Origin of the sequence: Thauera sp. 27 (genome assembly GCF_000310125.2) — a bacterium.
In the GTDB taxonomy this organism is placed as follows: domain Bacteria; phylum Pseudomonadota; class Gammaproteobacteria; order Burkholderiales; family Rhodocyclaceae; genus Thauera; species Thauera mechernichensis.
Window position 1 is genome coordinate 1 of record NZ_AMXB01000022.1, and the last position, 15,753, is coordinate 15,753.

At 66.6% G+C, this 15,753-nt stretch carries 17 protein-coding genes; 12 read left to right on the forward strand and 5 right to left on the reverse strand.

The features are described 5' to 3' along the window. The 4 genes from B447_RS12770 to B447_RS12785 form a co-directional block, all read right to left on the reverse strand. On the reverse strand, nt 1–1,091 hold a 1,091-nt coding region (locus B447_RS12770), incomplete at its 3' end, for a hypothetical protein (RefSeq protein WP_002940757.1). A 6-nt stretch (nt 1,092–1,097) separates the two neighbouring features. Then, complete coding sequence (locus tag B447_RS12775; RefSeq protein WP_002940759.1) at nt 1,098–2,294, reverse strand: type II secretion system F family protein; 1,197 nt, start codon at nt 2,292–2,294, stop codon at nt 1,098–1,100. Beyond that, nucleotides 2,291–3,991 (reverse strand): GspE/PulE family protein, encoded by a 1,701-nt coding sequence (locus tag B447_RS12780; protein WP_002940760.1) that lies wholly within the window; start codon nt 3,989–3,991, stop codon nt 2,291–2,293. The genes B447_RS12775 and B447_RS12780 overlap by 4 nt, the downstream gene beginning before the upstream one ends. Continuing rightward, nucleotides 3,988–5,736: a type II secretion system protein GspD gene (locus B447_RS12785; RefSeq protein ID WP_002928499.1), complete on the reverse strand. Its 1,749-nt coding sequence runs from the start codon at nt 5,734–5,736 to the stop codon at nt 3,988–3,990. The genes B447_RS12780 and B447_RS12785 overlap by 4 nt, the downstream gene beginning before the upstream one ends. Nucleotides 5,737–5,933: 197 nt before the next feature. Between B447_RS12785 and B447_RS12790 the strand changes: the two genes are divergently transcribed. Genes B447_RS12790 through murA form a run of 10 tightly spaced genes read left to right on the forward strand, consistent with a single transcriptional unit; the run spans nt 5,934 to nt 13,101 of the window. Continuing rightward, on the forward strand, nt 5,934–6,788 hold the full coding sequence (locus B447_RS12790; protein ID WP_198291801.1) for an ABC transporter ATP-binding protein: 855 nt from the start codon (nt 5,934–5,936) through the stop codon (nt 6,786–6,788). Between the two features lie 5 nt (nt 6,789–6,793). Beyond that, nucleotides 6,794–7,588 carry a lipid asymmetry maintenance ABC transporter permease subunit MlaE gene (gene mlaE / locus B447_RS12795; RefSeq protein WP_386040592.1) on the forward strand — a complete coding sequence of 265 codons (795 nt, stop codon included), beginning with the start codon at nt 6,794–6,796 and terminating at the stop codon, nt 7,586–7,588. Then, nucleotides 7,588–8,055 carry an outer membrane lipid asymmetry maintenance protein MlaD gene (gene mlaD / locus B447_RS12800; RefSeq protein ID WP_002940762.1) on the forward strand — a complete coding sequence of 156 codons (468 nt, stop codon included), beginning with the start codon at nt 7,588–7,590 and terminating at the stop codon, nt 8,053–8,055. The genes mlaE and mlaD overlap by 1 nt, the downstream gene beginning before the upstream one ends. A 27-nt stretch (nt 8,056–8,082) precedes the next feature. Beyond that, nucleotides 8,083–8,916 carry an MlaA family lipoprotein gene (locus B447_RS12805; protein WP_002940763.1) on the forward strand — a complete coding sequence of 278 codons (834 nt, stop codon included), beginning with the start codon at nt 8,083–8,085 and terminating at the stop codon, nt 8,914–8,916. A 9-nt stretch (nt 8,917–8,925) separates the two neighbouring features. Continuing rightward, nucleotides 8,926–9,579, forward strand: a complete 654-nt coding sequence (locus tag B447_RS12810; protein WP_002928510.1) for an MlaC/ttg2D family ABC transporter substrate-binding protein — start codon at nt 8,926–8,928, stop codon at nt 9,577–9,579. A 14-nt stretch (nt 9,580–9,593) separates the two neighbouring features. Beyond that, the gene (locus tag B447_RS12815) at nt 9,594–9,869 is read left to right on the forward strand and encodes an STAS domain-containing protein (protein WP_002928513.1); all 276 of its coding nucleotides are present in this window, start codon (nt 9,594–9,596) and stop codon (nt 9,867–9,869) included. Then, complete coding sequence (locus B447_RS12820) at nt 9,866–10,762, forward strand: ABC transporter ATP-binding protein (RefSeq protein WP_002940764.1); 897 nt, start codon at nt 9,866–9,868, stop codon at nt 10,760–10,762. Before B447_RS12815 ends, B447_RS12820 begins: the two co-directional genes overlap by 4 nt. Nucleotides 10,763–10,799: 37 nt before the next feature. After that, nucleotides 10,800–11,573 (forward strand): ABC transporter permease, encoded by a 774-nt coding sequence (locus tag B447_RS12825; protein ID WP_198291802.1) that lies wholly within the window; start codon nt 10,800–10,802, stop codon nt 11,571–11,573. 12 nt (nt 11,574–11,585) lie between these two features. Continuing rightward, on the forward strand, nt 11,586–11,843 hold the full coding sequence (locus B447_RS12830) for a BolA family protein (protein ID WP_002928523.1): 258 nt from the start codon (nt 11,586–11,588) through the stop codon (nt 11,841–11,843). A 7-nt stretch (nt 11,844–11,850) separates the two neighbouring features. Continuing rightward, complete coding sequence (murA, locus tag B447_RS12835) at nt 11,851–13,101, forward strand: UDP-N-acetylglucosamine 1-carboxyvinyltransferase (RefSeq protein WP_002928528.1); 1,251 nt, start codon at nt 11,851–11,853, stop codon at nt 13,099–13,101. 112 nt (nt 13,102–13,213) lie between these two features. On the opposite strand, the gene rnk is transcribed toward murA, so the two are convergent. Next, on the reverse strand, nt 13,214–13,621 hold the full coding sequence (gene rnk / locus B447_RS12840) for a nucleoside diphosphate kinase regulator (RefSeq protein WP_002928531.1): 408 nt from the start codon (nt 13,619–13,621) through the stop codon (nt 13,214–13,216). 164 nt (nt 13,622–13,785) lie between these two features. On the opposite strand from rnk, the gene hisG reads away from it, so the two are divergent. Together hisG and hisD are read left to right on the forward strand one after the other, a co-directional pair. After that, a complete protein-coding gene (gene hisG / locus B447_RS12845) occupies nt 13,786–14,430 on the forward strand; it encodes an ATP phosphoribosyltransferase (RefSeq protein WP_002940767.1) in 645 nt (214 codons plus the stop codon). Nucleotides 14,431–14,440: 10 nt separating this feature from the next. Then, complete coding sequence (hisD, locus tag B447_RS12850) at nt 14,441–15,748, forward strand: histidinol dehydrogenase (protein WP_002940771.1); 1,308 nt, start codon at nt 14,441–14,443, stop codon at nt 15,746–15,748. The last annotated feature ends 5 nt before the right edge of the window (nt 15,749–15,753 follow it).

Genomic DNA, 15,753 nt, shown 5'->3' on the forward strand with positions numbered 1-15,753 from the left:
GTGGAGGCGGTTGCGACCGGCTCGGGTGGTGGGGCGAGGTCGTCGGGAGGCGCAGGCGCGGCGTCGTGTGTCGGCTGCGCGGGCACAGCTTCGAGGGGGGACGGGCGTGCGCTGTGCTCGGCACCGGCACGCGCTGCAGCCTGGGCGTGCAGCCAGTATCCGGCGCCCAACGCCAGGCAGGCTGCGAGCAGCCCGCCACCGAGCAGGAGCCCGCCTGGGCGGCGTGGCGCCGACGCTGCGGCCCAGCCCAGGCGGGCGGGTGCCCGGCGCAGGGCGTGCAGCAGTAGCGGCGCGAGTTCGTCGGCTGTGGTCGGTGCATCCGTGTCGTCGCGCATCTGGTTGGGACCGAGGCGCTCGGATGGAATGAAGGTGATTGACGGGTCATCTTCGGTGACGGCGGCCGTGGTGTGGAACTGCTCGGGGGTGCCGATGACGAGTGCGTCGAGTGCGTCTTTGCTGGCCACACGATGCTGGGCGCGCAGGTAGTTGCGTGTGCGTGCGAGTTCGTCCTGCCACGCTGCCGAATGGCCTACGATGCGCGAGAACAGCGCCTGACCGTGCATGAGGAGGCTGATGCGCAGGCCGGCGCGCGTGCGGCCGAGCACCATCACCTGTGCTCGCGTACCGACGGCCCGGGCGTGGAGATGGGCCAGCAACTCCGCCGCGGGTACGATGCGTTCGACGCGACGGCCGGTTGCGCGCAGGGGGTCTATCCAGGCCTGCAGCGTTGCGGGTTGGTTGAGGCCGGAGAACAGCATGCGTTCGCGACCGGGCGTTGTCTGGCCGCTCGTGTCGTCGAGCCTGATGGCACGTGCGTAGGCGGGGTCTGGGAACCAGGCGGCCAGCCTGCGTGTGATCAGTGCGCGTCGATCGGCTCCGCGAACGCGCGGGATGTCCTCGCTCTCGTAGGCCTCATCGGCCAGGTCGACCAGAAGCCTGCATGGGGCGCGGGTGGGGCGCTCTTCCAGCCAGGCTCGGAATGCGGGCTGTGCAGTGCTGTCGAAGACGGCGACCCGGATGACTTCGTTTTCATGCACTTGCCATGCGTCGAGGCCGAGTTCATCGATGCGGAGCAGCAGTGGTGTGCGCATCGCGGATCAGACCGGCAGGCGGGTGATGATGTCGTAGATCGGCCCCAGCACTGCGCTGGCGATCCAGAGCAGCAGGCCACCCATCAACAGGGTGAGTGCGGGTTCGGCCACCGCCTGCAGGCGGGCCGTGCCCTCGCTGACGTCGCGCTGGTAAAGCTCGCCGAGCTTGTGGAGGGCGTTGTCGAGGCTGCCTGTCTGTTCGCCGAGGGCCAGCATGCGGGTGACCAGAGGCGGGAAGATGCCTGCGGCCTCGAAGGCGGTCGAGATGGGGCGGCCGCGCTCGATGGCGTCCCGCGCGCTGCGCAGGCCTTCGCGCAGGGCCAGGTTGCCGGTGGCGCCCTCACTCGCGCGCAGTGCGTCAATGACGTTGATCCCGGCGGTGTAGAGGGTTGCGAAGAGGCCGGCAAAGCGTGCAAGCGCGAGTTTGCGCAGGATGTCGCCGACTACGGGCAGGCGCAGGATGAGTGCGTCGGCGTGGGTGCGCAGCCTTGCCGAGCGGGCCAGCGCCTGCCATGACGCACCCATGCCGGCACATAGCGCCAGCAGCGCGTAGCCGCCCCAGTCGCGCACCGCCTGTGACAGGCCGACGAGCAACCGTGTCTGCAGCGGCAGTACTTGCCCACTGCTGCGCAGCAGCTTCTCCAGTTCGGGTACGACCTGGGTGAGGGCGACGACCACGGCCAGCAGCAGCACGCTGGCGACGATCGCCGGGTAGATCGCGATCCGGCGTGCGTGCGCGGCGAGCGCCTCGTCGCGCGCCAGGGCGCTGCCGATGTCGCGCACGGCCTCGGGCAGGCGCCCGGCTTCTTCGCCCGCGCGCAGCAGGCTCACGGCGACGGCCGAGAACGCGCCCGGCTGGCGGGCCGCCGCTTGCGACAGGGGGCAGCCGTTCTCGATGTCGTCGAGCAGCCCCGAAACCATATTCTTGACCCGGCTGTCGGGGTGTGAATCGCGCAGCACGGCGAGGCTCTCGAACGGGGGGACACCGGCACCAAGGAGCTGTTCGAGCTGGTAGCAGAAGGGGATCAGCTCGCGCCGCGGCAGGCGCCGCCGTGGCAGCATCATGCGGCAGGGCTCGCCGTTGATGAGTTGGAGCCCGCTTGCGTGCAGGCGCTGCTCGAGGTCGCGCAGGTCCGTGGCTTCCATGCGGCCGCGTTGACGCGTGCCGGAGAGGGTGAGCGCACGGTATCTGAAGAGGGTCATGCGCACGCCCCGCGCGCGGCCGCCTTGCCTGCCTGGCCCAGATCGACCACGCGCGCCAGTTCGTGAAGGGAGGTGGTGCCGTCGGCCACGCGGCGCAGACCGTCTTCGAGCAGGCTGCGATGCCCTGCCTCGCGCGCCGCGGCCTGGAGCATGCCGGGGCTGGCTTTGCGCGCAATGAGCTCGTCGAGCTCGGGCGTGAGATGCAGGATCTCGAAGATGGCGCGCCGCCCGCTATAGCCGCGGAAGTCGCAGGCCGGGCAGCCTGCGGCGTGGTACAGAACGGGGGTGGCGGTGTCGGTGGCGAGGCCGAGCAGTGCGCGCTCGGCCCCGTCCGCGACATGGGCTGTGCGGCAGTGGGGGCACAGGCAGCGCACCAGGCGCTGGGAGAGGATGCCGGCGAGGTTGCCTGCGAGCAGTTCGGCGTTGAGTCCGATGTCCAGCAAGCGCGGCAGGGCGCCGAATACCGAGTTCGCATGCAGGGTGGCAAACACCTGGTGGCCGGTGAGTGCCGCGCGCAGGGCCATTGCGGCCGTGTCGGCGTCGCGGATCTCGCCGACCAGGATCACGTCGGGGTCCTGACGCAGCAGGGCGCGCACGCCGTCGGCAAAGCCCAGGCGGGCGGCATCGCCGATCTGCGTCTGGCGGATCATGGCGAGCGGATACTCGACCGGATCCTCCAGGGTCATGATGTTGACCGCCTCGGTGTTGAGGTGGTTGAGGATGGAGTAGAGCGTAGTGGTCTTGCCGCTCCCGGTTGGCCCGACAACGAGGGTGAGTCCGTCGGGGCGGCCGAGGATGCGCGCGAGCGTGGCCGCCTGGCCCTCGTCCAGGCCGAGCGCGGGAAGGGGGACGATGCCCTTGTCGCGGTCGAGAATGCGCAGCACGATGTTCTCGCCATGCAAGGTCGGCTGGGTGGCGACGCGGAAGTCGATGGCGCGGCCGCCGACGGCGACGCTGATGCGGCCGTCCTGGGGGCTGCGCGATTCGGCGATGTCCAGGCCGGCCATGACCTTCAGGCGCACGGCGAGCTCCGGCCAGCATGCCTTGTGGATTGCCCGTACCTGGCGCAGTGTGCCGTCGATGCGGTGGCGGATGCGCAGAAATGCGGGTTCGGGCTCGAAGTGGAGGTCGGATGCGCCGCGCGCGGCAGCGTCGGCGAGGAGCGCATCGACGAGGCGCACGACCAGCTGTCCGTCGCGCACCTCGGACGGTGTGCGCGATTCGAGCGCCCGCACAAGATCCTCGATCGAGCCTGCTTCACCGTAGTGGTGATCGATTGCGCGGCCCAGCTCGGTGTCGCCGGCCAGCCGGAGTTCGATGTGCACGTCGGGGCCCAGCTCGCCACGCAGGCGGTCGAGGGCGACGATGTCATGCGCATCGGCCATGGCGACGATCAGGCGGTGGCGAGCGGCATCGTATTGCAGTGGAAGCAGGCGGTGGCGGCGGGCAAGTGCCTGCGGTACGCGAGCGACGGCGTCGGGGTCGGCGAGTGCAACCGAGAGATCCACGAAGGGCAGCCCGCTGCGTGTGGCGAGGGTCTCACGCAGGGCTGCCTCGCTGACGAAGCCCATGTCTACGAGCACCCGACCGAGCGGCTGGCGGCGCGCGGGCTGTTCGCGCAGGGCGATGCGCAGCTGATCCTCGCCGATGAGGCCGGCGGCGAGTAGGGTCTGGCCAATGGATTGGGGGGCGTTCATGGCGTGGTGATTGGCATCGCCGTGGCGGCAGGGGAAGCTGCCGGCAGCACCGTGGGGCGCAGCGGCATGGTGGGAAAGTTGCGCTGACCCGGCGAGGGGGCGCGGGTGAAGAAGTCGTCGGCGGGGAGGTGTGTGGCGTAGCCGGCGTAGTCGCCGTGAATTCCGGGCTCGGAGATCAACAGCGGACGCAGGAAGATGAGCAACTCGGTGCGGCGCACTGCGTTGGCGCGGCGAGTGAATAGTTCGCCGACCACGGGTAGGTCGCCGAGCAAGGGGATACGGCCGGTATCGAGGTCGACGCGGTCTTCCATGAGGCCGCCGAGCACGGCGGTTTCGCCGCTGCGCAGGCGCAGCATGGACTCGATCTCGCGCGTGCGGATCTGCGGCACGCGATTTGGAATGCTGCGCAGCGAGGGGTTGGGGTCGTCCTTGAAGCCCGAAATGCCGGAGATGGTGGGGCGCACGTTGAGGGTGATCTCGCCGTTGGCACTGATCTGTGGCGTGACCGACATCACCATGCCGACCGAGACCGACTGCGGGGTGGTGGTTGCGGTGATGCGCGATTGTTGGCGGTCGTCATACTCGGTGGTCGTGCTGTCGACCAGGAAATACACCACTTCCTCGACCACCTTGAGCATGGCCGTCTGGTTGTTGAGCACAGAAAGGCGCGGGCTGGACAGGACCTTCACCGTGCCGAAGGTCTCGAGCAGCTCGATCTGCACGTCTGCACTCGATGACAGGTAGCTGAGCGTGGGCAGTCCGCTTGCGGCATCGCCCGTGCCGCGCGGGCGCACGTTCCAGCCCGGCACGCCGATACGCGTCCAGTCGATGCCTTGGCGGTAGCCGTCGGCAAGCGTGACCTCGACGATGGTGGCTTCGATCATGACCTGTCGGCGCGCTGCTTGCTGGACCTGGTCCAGGAAGGCCTTCAGGTGTGCGTGCTGGCGTGCACTTGCACGTGCGGTGACGACGCCGCTCTCGCGGTTGACCATGACGTCGGCGCTGCACGGACCGGCGCTGTTGGTGCGGCAAGGACGGGGCGTGCCGCCAGCCTCCTCGAGGATTGCGCCCAGGCTGATCTCGAGCGAGTTCCAGAAATCATTGCTGGCGCGGGTCTCGATCTGGGTCACCGAGGTGTTCCCGGCGGTGTTGGCAGCGCCCTGCTGGTGCGCGCCCGTGGTGGCGATCTGTGTGCTGGTGGCGACCGAGCCGCGCATCTCGCGGCTGAGGTTTACGTAGTCGAGGGCGTAGCTGCGGATGAATGGGGTGTCGGGACGGACCGAGAGGTGGCGACCGCGCAGTTCGTAGCGGATCTCTGCCTGTGCCGCGATGCGTTCGAGCAGCAGACCGAGTGGCTGGCCGGCCGCATGGATGGTGACCCGGCCCTCGATGCCCGGGTGGAGGTCGAGTTCGAGCCCGGCGTCGCGGCCGATCGCGAACAGCAGTTGGTGTACGGGCAGGTCGTTGACCGACAGGGAGTAGGTTTCGACGGGCTCGGGTGCTGCCGCGTCGATGCCGGGGGTGGAGGTGCCCGTCCAGCCCGTGGCGGGCGTCGGCTCATGCGTTGGCGCTGTTTCTTCGGCGGTCTGCGTTGCTGCAGGGGAGGTGGCGAGCGCAGCCGTACCCGTGGCGTGGAGGTGCCCCGGTGGCAGCCGGGCGGGGGCGAGTGGGGTGCATCCGGCGATCAGCGCGGAGACCATGGCCATGCCAGCGAGACGAGCAGGGGCGAAGGTGCATCGGGTCATGCCGCAATGCTAAATGCATTCGGCGCCAATTGGAATACGATAATGGGATAATTCGGGAACGCCTGCAGCCTTGGGTGGTCTGTTGCAAGTGCCTGCGGCAGAAGCGCTCTTTGTCTGGTCACGCTCTCGGTGCGGGGCCAGGCGATGGTGTTGCGTTGCAGCACCATCGCCGCTCAGTCGCGGACCGCTCTGATACAATGCGAAGCTTTTTTCAGTCCCGTCTACCTCTCGTGTCCCTTCCCCCCGAGCCCTCCGCCCCGCTGGTTTCGCTGCGCGACGTGCGTTTCGCCTATGGCGAGCGTGAGGTCCTGCGCGGCATCGATCTGAGCGTGCACCGCGGCCAGGTGGTGGCCATCATGGGGGGCAGCGGCTGTGGCAAGACCACGCTGTTGCGACTGATCGGCGGGCAGCTGCGCGCTTCGTCGGGTGCGGTCGAGGTCGAAGGGCGCAACATGGCGCACCTCTCGGGTGCGGAGCTTTATGCGCTGCGCCGGCGCATGGGCATGCTGTTCCAGTTCGGTGCGTTGTTCACCGACATGAGCGTGTTCGACAACGTCGCTTTTCCGATGCGCGAGCACACCAGCCTGCCCGCAGGCATGATCCGCGACCTGGTGATGATGAAGCTGCAGGCGGTTGGGCTGCGCGGCGCGGCGACACTCAGCCCGGGCGAGCTTTCGGGCGGCATGGCACGTCGCGTGGCGCTGGCGCGGGCGGTAGCGCTCGATCCGATGCTGATTCTGTATGACGAGCCCTTCGCCGGCCTCGACCCGATCTCGCTGGGTATCATCGGCCAGCTGATACGGCGGCTCAATGACGCGCTCGGAGCAAGCTCCGTGATGGTTACCCACGACGTGCATGAGTCGCTCGAGATCGTGGACTACATCTACTTCGTCTCCGACGGCCGCATCGTCGCGCGCGGAACGCCGGATGAGATTCGTGCTTCCACCGACCCCTTCGTGCACCAGTTCGTCAATGCAGAGGCCGACGGTCCGGTGCCTTTCCATTACCCGGCGCCACCGATCGACAGCCTGCTCGGCGGGAGGGGCGTATGAACGGCATGTTCGCTGCGCTGGCCAGCGGCCTGCGCCACATCGGCGCGCTCACCATCGGCGGTATCTGGCGGCTCGGTTTTGCGGCCCGCTTCCTGCTCGCCGTGTTGCTCGCCTCCGGACAGTCGATCCGGCGCCTCCATCTCACGATCCGCGAGCTCTACTTCAGCGGCGTACTGTCGCTGCTGATCATCGCGGTGTCGGGATTTTTCGTTGGCCTGGTGCTGGGGCTGCAGGGCTACGACATCCTGCAGCGCTTCGGCTCGGCCGATGCGGTCGGGGTGATGGTGGCGCTGTCGCTGTTGCGCGAGCTGGGGCCGGTCATCGCCGGCCTGCTGTTCGCGAGCCGGGCAGGTTCGGCAATCGCCGCCGAGATCGGCCTGATGAAGACCACCGAGCAGCTCAAGGCGATGGACATGATGGCGGTAGACCCGATCGCCCGTGTGGTGGCGCCACGGTTCTGGGGCGGCGTGCTGTCGATGCCGCTGCTCGCGGCCCTGTTCTCGGCAATGGGCATCTTCGGCGGCTGGTTGATCACCGTCGTGGTGATCGGCGTCGACGACGGCGCCTTCTGGTCGCAGATGCAGGCGACCGTCGAGTTTCGCTATGACGTGGTCAATGGTGTGATCAAGTCCTTCGTGTTCGGCGCGGTGGTGTCTTTGATCGCGGTGTTCGAGGGGTACGACTGCCAGCCCACGGCCGAGGGCGTCTCGCGGGCGATCACCCGTACCGTGGTGACCTCCGCGCTCGCCATCCTGGCGCTGGACTTTGTCCTCACTTCCTTCATGTTCCGGGGGCTATGATGAGCCGTACGACGCTCGACTTGTGGGTCGGCATTTTCGTGGCGCTGGGCTTTGCAGCGCTGATCTTTCTGGCGATGCGGGTGGCGAATTTTTCCGGTTTCGATGCCTCCACGGCCTATCGCGTCGAGGCGCCCTTCGACAACATCGGCGGGCTCAAGGTGCGCGCGCCGGTCAAGAGTTCGGGCGTGCTCGTCGGGCGGGTTGCAAGTATCCGCTTCGATACCGAGATCTATCGCGCCGTCGTGGTGCTCGAACTCGATGCGCGCTACCCTTTTCCTGCCGACACCACGGCCTCGATCCTGACCTCCGGCCTGCTTGGCGAGCAGTATGTGGGCCTGGAGGCCGGGGCCGACGTCGACATGCTCAAGGACGGCGATCGCGTCCTGATCACCCAGTCGGCCGTCGTGCTCGAGAAGCTCATCGGTCAGTTCCTCTTCGACCGCGCGGCCGATGCGCCGGCGCAGTAAGCAAACATCGTTCGGGAGAAAACAACAATGCGTACCAGACCCGTTCCCGGCCAGCGTGGCCTTGCCGTGCTTGCCGCGTCCATCGTGCTGACGACTGGCTGTGCGACCACCGTCAATCCCGACGATCCGCTCGAGGGTTACAACCGCGCGATGTTCGCCTTCAACGAGCAGGTCGACAAGGTGGTGGTCAAGCCCGCGGCCGAGGTCTATCAAGCGGTCTTGCCGCGTCCGGTGCGCACCGGCGTCGGTAACGTGCTGGGTAACCTCGCCGACCCCTGGATCGGGCTCAACAACCTGCTGCAGGGCAAGGTGGCAGAGGCGATGAGCGACTTCATGCGGTTCGCCTTCAACTCTACCTGGGGGCTGTTCGGTCTGCTCGATATCGCCAGCGAGGCCGGCCTCGCCAAGCACGATGAGGATTTGGGCCAGACGCTTGGTCGCTGGGGGGTGGGCGAGGGCGCTTACGTCGTGCTGCCCTTCTTCGGGCCGCGCACCGTGCGTGACACTGTGGCCATGCCGGCTGACATGATGGGCAACATGCCGCTGCGCATGGATCACGTGCCGACGCGCAACACGGTGCGCGCCACGCAGATCGTGCATCAGCGCTCCACCCTGCTCGGCACCGAGCGTACCCTGGATGAAAAGGCGGTCGACCGCTATGCCTTCGTGCGCGACTTCTACCTCCAGCAACGCCGTTACAAAGTCAGTGATGGACAGGTGGAGCGGGTGTACGAAGATTTCGATGAGCAGTCGGCGGTGCCGCTTGGCGATGAGGTCGACACCGCCGCAGCGGCCGCGGTCGAGCGCCTCGAGTTCGCCGAGCTCGATGCGCCGGCCTTGTCCCCAACCGATATCCGATAAAGCAAGCACATGAACAAGTTCATCACCCTCGTCTGTTTCCTCTTCGCTGGATTGCTGCCGGGCGTGGCCGCGGCGGCGGAGCCCAAGGCCCCCGATGTGCTCATCCGCGACGTCACCAACGAAGTCCTCGAGATCGTGCGCACCGATGTCGCGCTGCGCTCGGGTGACATCCGACGCGTGGTCGAACTGGCCGAGGCGCTCGTGCTGCCGCACTTCGATTTCCGTCGCATGACCATGCTCGCCGTGGGGCGCGATTGGCGTGACGCTTCGCCCGAGCAGCAGGCGCGCCTGATCGAGGGCTTCCGTACCCTGCTCGTGCGTACCTATGCCAATGCCTTCACCCAGTACCGTGACGAGCGTGTGGTGTTCCCGCCGTCGCGCTTTGCAGCGGCCGATACCCGCGTGCAGATTCGCACCGAGGTCGTGCGTCCGGGTGCGCAGCCGATCGGTATCGATTACATGCTCGAGAAGGGCGAGCAGGGCTGGAAGGTGTTTGACGTCGTCGTCGCCGGCGTCAGCCTGGTGACCAATTACCGCAGCAGCTTCAGCCAGGAGGTCCGCAGCGGTGGCATCGACGGCCTGATCCGCGCGCTCGAATCTCGCAACAACGCGCTCGCCACCGAGCAGGGCCTCGCGCCCGCGGGCGCGGGAGCTGCCTCGTGAGTGGAGAGGCGGCGGTGCGCGTGTTCGCACCCGTCGGTGAGCTGACCATGCAGTCGGCGCCCGCGCAGCTCGAGGAGGGGCGGCGGCTGGCGGCGGCGGGCGACCTCGTCGTCGATTTCTCTGCCGTCACCGCGGCCGATTCGTCAGCGCTCGCCTTGCTGCTCGAGTGGATGCGCTGCGCGCGGGCGGAGGGGTATGCGCTCTCGGTTCGTGGTCTGCCTGCCGGGCTGGCCAGTCTGTCACGGTTGTACGACATCGATGCATTGCTGCCTGTAGAGGGTAGCGCTTGAGCCTGCCTGCGATTCGCATCAGCGGCGTTGCCAAGCGCTACGGCACGCTTCAGGCCTTGGGTGGCGTTGACCTCGAGATCGGGCAGGGCGAGTTTTTTGGCCTGCTCGGGCCCAACGGTGCCGGGAAGACGACGCTGATCTCCGCGCTGTCCGGCCTGGTGCGCCCCGATGCGGGTAGCCTGGAGATCATGGGGCACGATGTGGTGGCCGATTACCGCAATGCTCGCCGCAACCTGGGTGTGGTGCCGCAGGAACTGGTTTTCGATCCATTCTTTTCGGTGCGTGAGCTGCTGCGCATGCAGTCGGGCTATTTCGGCATCCGCAACAACGACGACTGGATCGACGAAATCCTCGCCAGTCTGGACCTCAGCCATAAGGCGCAGGCCAACACGCGCGCGCTGTCAGGCGGCATGAAGCGACGTGTGCTGGTGGCGCAGGCCCTGGTGCACCGGCCGCCGGTGATCGTGCTCGATGAACCGACCGCGGGCGTCGACGTCGAGCTGCGCCAGGGGTTGTGGCAGTTCATCCGCAAGCTCAACCGCGACGGCCACACCATTGTCCTCACCACGCACTACCTCGAAGAGGCAGAGACCCTGTGCGGGCGCATTGCGATGCTCAAGGCGGGCAAGGTGGTGGCACTCGATACCACCGGAAATCTGTTGCGGCGTTTTGCCACGCATAGCCTGCGTGTGCGGGTCGATCAGCCCGGTGCGGCACTTGCTGCCGGGGGGCTAACGGACGCAGAGGGTTGGATCGTATTCGAGTTCGACGCCTACGCCGAGGTCGAGGGGCTGCTTGCACGCCTGCGCGAGGAGGGCGCCGGCGTGCGCGAGCTGCAGCTCGGCGAGCCTGATCTCGAGCGCGTCTTCGTTGAGGTAATGAATCGTGCCTGATGTCGAGCCTCGCGCCGTGCGTGCGCGCATCGAGCCGATGGTGGCCGAGTCGCCGCTTACCGGTTTCCGCACCCTGCTGTACAAGGAAACGCTGCGCTTCTGGAAAGTCAGCTTCCAGACCGTGGCCGCACCGGTGCTCAATGCGCTGCTGTTCCTGCTCATCTTCTCGCATGTGCTCGACCGCCATGTGACCGTGTATGGCGACGTCGCCTACACCAGCTTCCTGGTGCCCGGGCTGGTGATGATGTCGGTGCTGCAGAACGCCTTCGCCAACAGCTCGTCGTCGCTGATCCAGAGCAAGATCACCGGCAACATCATCTTCGTACTGCTGCCGCCGCTGTCCTATCGCGAGTTCTTTGCCGCTTACGTGATCGCCTCCATCCTGCGCGGGCTGATGGTCGGCGCCGGGGTCTTGCTGGTGGCAACGCCCTTCGTCGAACTGCCGATGGCTCACCCTTTGTGGGTGCTCGGCTTTGCCGTGCTGGGTGGCGCGATCCTCGGATCGTTCGGCGTGATCGCTGGCATCTGGGCCGACAAGTTCGACCAGCTCGCCGCATTCCAGAACTTCCTGATCATGCCGCTGACGATGCTGTCGGGCGTGTTCTACTCCATTCATTCGCTGCCGCAGTTCTGGCAGGACGTGTCGCATTTCAATCCGTTCTTCTTCATGATCGACGGGTTCCGCTATGGGTTTTTCGGTCAATCGGACACTTCGCCCTGGCTTTCGCTCGGCGTGGTGAGCACCTGTTTCGTCGTACTCGCGGCGCTCACCCTGGCGATGCTGGCCAGGGGGTACAAGCTGCGTTCGTAAAGGATTCAAGACATGTTTGAAGCAAGCGAAGTCAAGCGCCTGATCGAGCAGGGGTTGCCCTGCGAGTTGGTCGTCATCGAGGGTGAGGATGGCGTGCATTTCCGCGGCATCGTGGTGAGCGCCGCCTTCGAGGGCAAGCCCAAGGTGCGCCAGCACCAGGCCGTCTATGCAACCCTGGGCCGATTGATGGGCAACGAGATCCACGCCCTGCAACTGCAGACCTTCACGCCCGCGCAGTGGGAAGAGGGTCGCGGCGAACTGGGGATGTGATCGCTTCATGGACAAGCTGTTGATCGAAGGCGGCGCCCGCCTGTCGGGCGAGATCGCTGTTTCCGGCGCCAAGAACGCCGCGCTGCCCATCCTGTGCACCGCGCTGCTGACTGCGGAGCCGGTGACCTATACCAATGTGCCGCAGCTCAAGGATATCGGCACCTTGCTCGCACTGCTTGCGCAGATGGGGGTGAAGGTCGAGCGCGCGGGTGACACCGTCACGCTCGACGCCTCGGGGCTCGACAACCCGGTTGCGCCTTATGACATGGTCAAGACCATGCGCGCATCCATCCTCGTGCTGGGGCCCCTGGTGGCACGCTGCGGCGAGGCGCGGGTGTCGCTGCCGGGGGGGTGTGCGATCGGCGCCCGTCCGGTTGACCAGCATATCAAGGGCCTGCAGGCGATGGGTGCCGAGGTCCGGGTCGAGCATGGCTATGTGCATGCGACCGTGCCGCGCCTCAAGGGCGCGCGTCTGTTCACCGACATGGTGACGGTGACCGGGACGGAGAACCTCATGATGGCGGCCGTGCTCGCCGATGGCGTCACCGTCATCGAGAATGCCGCGCGCGAACCCGAGGTTCTCGACCTGGCCAACTGCCTGGTGGCGATGGGTGCGCAGATCTCCGGCGCGGGCAGCGACGTCATCCGCATTCGCGGCGTCGAGCGCCTGCATGGTGCGACCCATCGCATCATGCCTGACCGTATCGAGACCGGCACCTATCTGTGCGCGGCCGCGGCCACCGGCGGTTCGGTGCGGCTCACCGGGACCTCGTCGTGCTACCTCGACGCGGTCATCGACAAGCTCATGGATGCCGGCTGCGAGGTTGTGTCCGAGCGTGACGCGATCCGCCTGTCGGCGCCGTCAAGGCTCAACGCGGTGAGTCTGCGTACTGCGCCCTATCCGGCCTTTCCGACCGACATGCAGGCGCAGTTCATGGCCATCAACTGCGTGGCCAATGGTGTGGCGATGATCCGCGAGACCATCTTCGAGAACCGCTTCATGCATGCGGTCGAGTTGCAGCGCCTGGGGGCCGATATCCGTATCGACGGCAATACCGCGGTGGTGCAAGGGGTGGCGAAGCTCGAGGGGGCGACGGTGATGGCGACCGACCTGCGTGCCTCGGCCTCGTTGGTCGTGGCCGGCCTGGTGGCGGAAGGCGAAACCACGATCGAGCGCATCTACCATCTCGACCGCGGCTACGAGCGCCTTGAGGAGAAGCTCGCTGCGCTGGGGGCGAAGGTCAGGCGTTTGGGCTGATCCGCGCGCCAAGGCAGCTCTGCTTGCGCGCCCTTGGACCTGGATCAATGGTCTGTGGGCGCTGCGGTCGAAGCTCGCACGGTCAAAGTTCGCGCGGTCAGAGTTCGCGCGGTCAGAGTTCGTATTCGCCGTTCGCCTCGGGCTGCCACGTAACCTCCAGTACCTTGAGGTGCAGCGCCTTGCCGTCGGGTGTGATCCAGTCGATCGACTGCCCGGCGGACAGACCGAGGAGTGCGCTGCCAGCGGGCGAGAAGATCGATACGCGCTGTGCCTCGGCGTTGGCGTCCTTGGGGTAGGCGAGCGTCAGTTCGTACTCACGGCCCGTGCCTTCCTCGCGGAAACGGGCGCGGCTGTTCATGGTGATGACGTCGGCCGGCATGTCCTGCGGTTCGCGCACGTCGGCACGCTCGAGCTCCGCGCGCAGGCCGTCCAGGTCGCTGCGGCTGCGGAAGGCGGGGAGGGTAAGCAGGCCCTCGAGGCGTTCGAGGTCGTTGCTGGAGACGATGATCGACGGTTTCATGGTACGGGCTTCCTGCAAGCGGGGTTCGCCGGCCATACGGCTGTAATGGGGGCGAAGCAAAAGAAAAGGCCGAACCGCCACTTGCGGTTCAGCCAGTCGAGGCAGAGGTTAACAGATGCGGCGCCGGGTTACAATGCGCACTCGACCAGACCAAGGCTTTTCACGTGTCCAGCATCACGCTCGCCCTGTCCAAGGGGCGCATCTTCGAAGAAACCCTGCCGCTGCTCGCTGCAGCGGGCATCGTACCAACCGACAATCCGGAGTCTTCGCGCAAGCTCATCATCGGTACCAACCGGCCCGACGTGCGCTTGGTCATCGTGCGCGCGACCGACACGCCGACCTACGTCCAGTATGGTGCAGCCGACCTCGGTATCGCGGGCAAGGACGTGCTCATCGAGCATGGCGGTGCAGGACTCTACCAGCCGCTGGATCTCAATATCGCCAAGTGCCGCCTGTGCGTTGCGGTACAAAAGGGCTTCGACTATGCGGCGGCCACGCGTCCAGGAGGGCGCATCCGCGTTGCCACCAAGTACATCAATGCCGCCAAGGCGCACTTTGCCGGCAAGGGCATGCATGTTGACCTGATCAAGCTCTACGGTTCGATGGAGCTTGCGCCCCTGGTCGGGCTGGCCGATGCCATCGTCGATCTGGTGTCGACTGGCGGCACGCTGCGTGCCAACAATCTGGAAGAGGTCGAGGACATCATGCCGATCAGCTCGCGCCTGATCGTCAATCAGGCCTCGCTGAAACTCAAGCGCGATCTGCTGCAGCCGGTACTCGAAGCGTTTTCCGGCGCGATCAAACCGTAAGGACTGTTTCATGAGCCAGACGCCCATCCGCCGCCTCGATGCGCGCGAGCCCGAATTCCTGTCCACGCTCGATGCCCTGCTCGCTTTCGAATCCGAGGCCGACGAGCGCATCGATGCCGCGGTGACCGAGATCCTGCGCGCGGTGCGCGCTACCGGCGACGCTGCGGTGGTGGAGTACACCCGACGCTTCGATGGCCTGGATGTGCATTCGATGGGGGCGCTGGAGTTGCCGCGGACGGAGTTGCATGCGGCCCTGGACAGTCTGGCGTCCGCGCAGCGCGAGGCGCTCACCATCGCCGCTGATCGCGTGCGCATCTACCACGAGCGCCAGAAGGGCGAATCCTGGGAGTTTGCCGAAGCCGATGGCACTCGCCTGGGACAGAAGGTGACACCGCTCGATCGCGTTGGTCTTTATGTGCCGGGTGGGCGTGCGTCCTACCCGAGCTCGGTGCTGATGAACGCGATCCCGGCCAAGGTGGCTGGCGTCGGCGAGCTGATCATGGTGGTGCCCACGCCGCGTGGCGAGAAGAACCCGTTGGTGCTGGCTGCTGCGGCCATTACCGGCGTGGATCGTGTCTTCACCATCGGCGGCGCGCAGGCAGTGGCGGCGTTGGCCTATGGCACGCAGACCATCCCGCAGGTGGACAAGATCGTCGGTCCGGGAAACGCCTATGTGGCCGAGGCCAAGCGTCGGGTGTTCGGTACCGTCGGCATCGACATGGTCGCAGGGCCCTCGGAAGTGCTGATCATCTCGGATGGCTCGGGGCATGCGGACTGGGTGGCGATGGATCTCTTCGCCCAGGCTGAACATGATGAGCTTGCGCAGTCCATCTTGCTGTGCACCGATGTGGCCTTCATTGACGCGGTGCATGAAGCGATCGATCGGCTGCTGCCGACCATGCCGCGCCGCGATACGATCGCCAAGTCGCTGGCCAATCGTGGTGCACTCATTCACGTTGATAGCCTGGAGCAGGCCTGCGCCATCGCCAACCGGATCGCGCCCGAGCATCTCGAGCTGTCGATGGATAACGCCGAGGTCTGGATCGACCGCATCCGTCATGCTGGCGCGATTTTCGTCGGCCATTGGGCGGTGGAGGCGCTGGGTGACTACTGCGCCGGCCCCAATCATGTGCTGCCGACCATGCGGAGTGCGCGCTTCTCGTCGCCGCTCGGCACCTACGACTTCCAGAAGCGCACCAGCATCGTGAATATCTCGCAGGCCGGGGCGCAGCACCTGGGCAAGGTCGCGTCCATTCTTGCTCATGGCGAAGGCCTGCAGGCGCATGCGCGCTCGGCGGAGATGCGGCTGAAGGTTTGACCCCG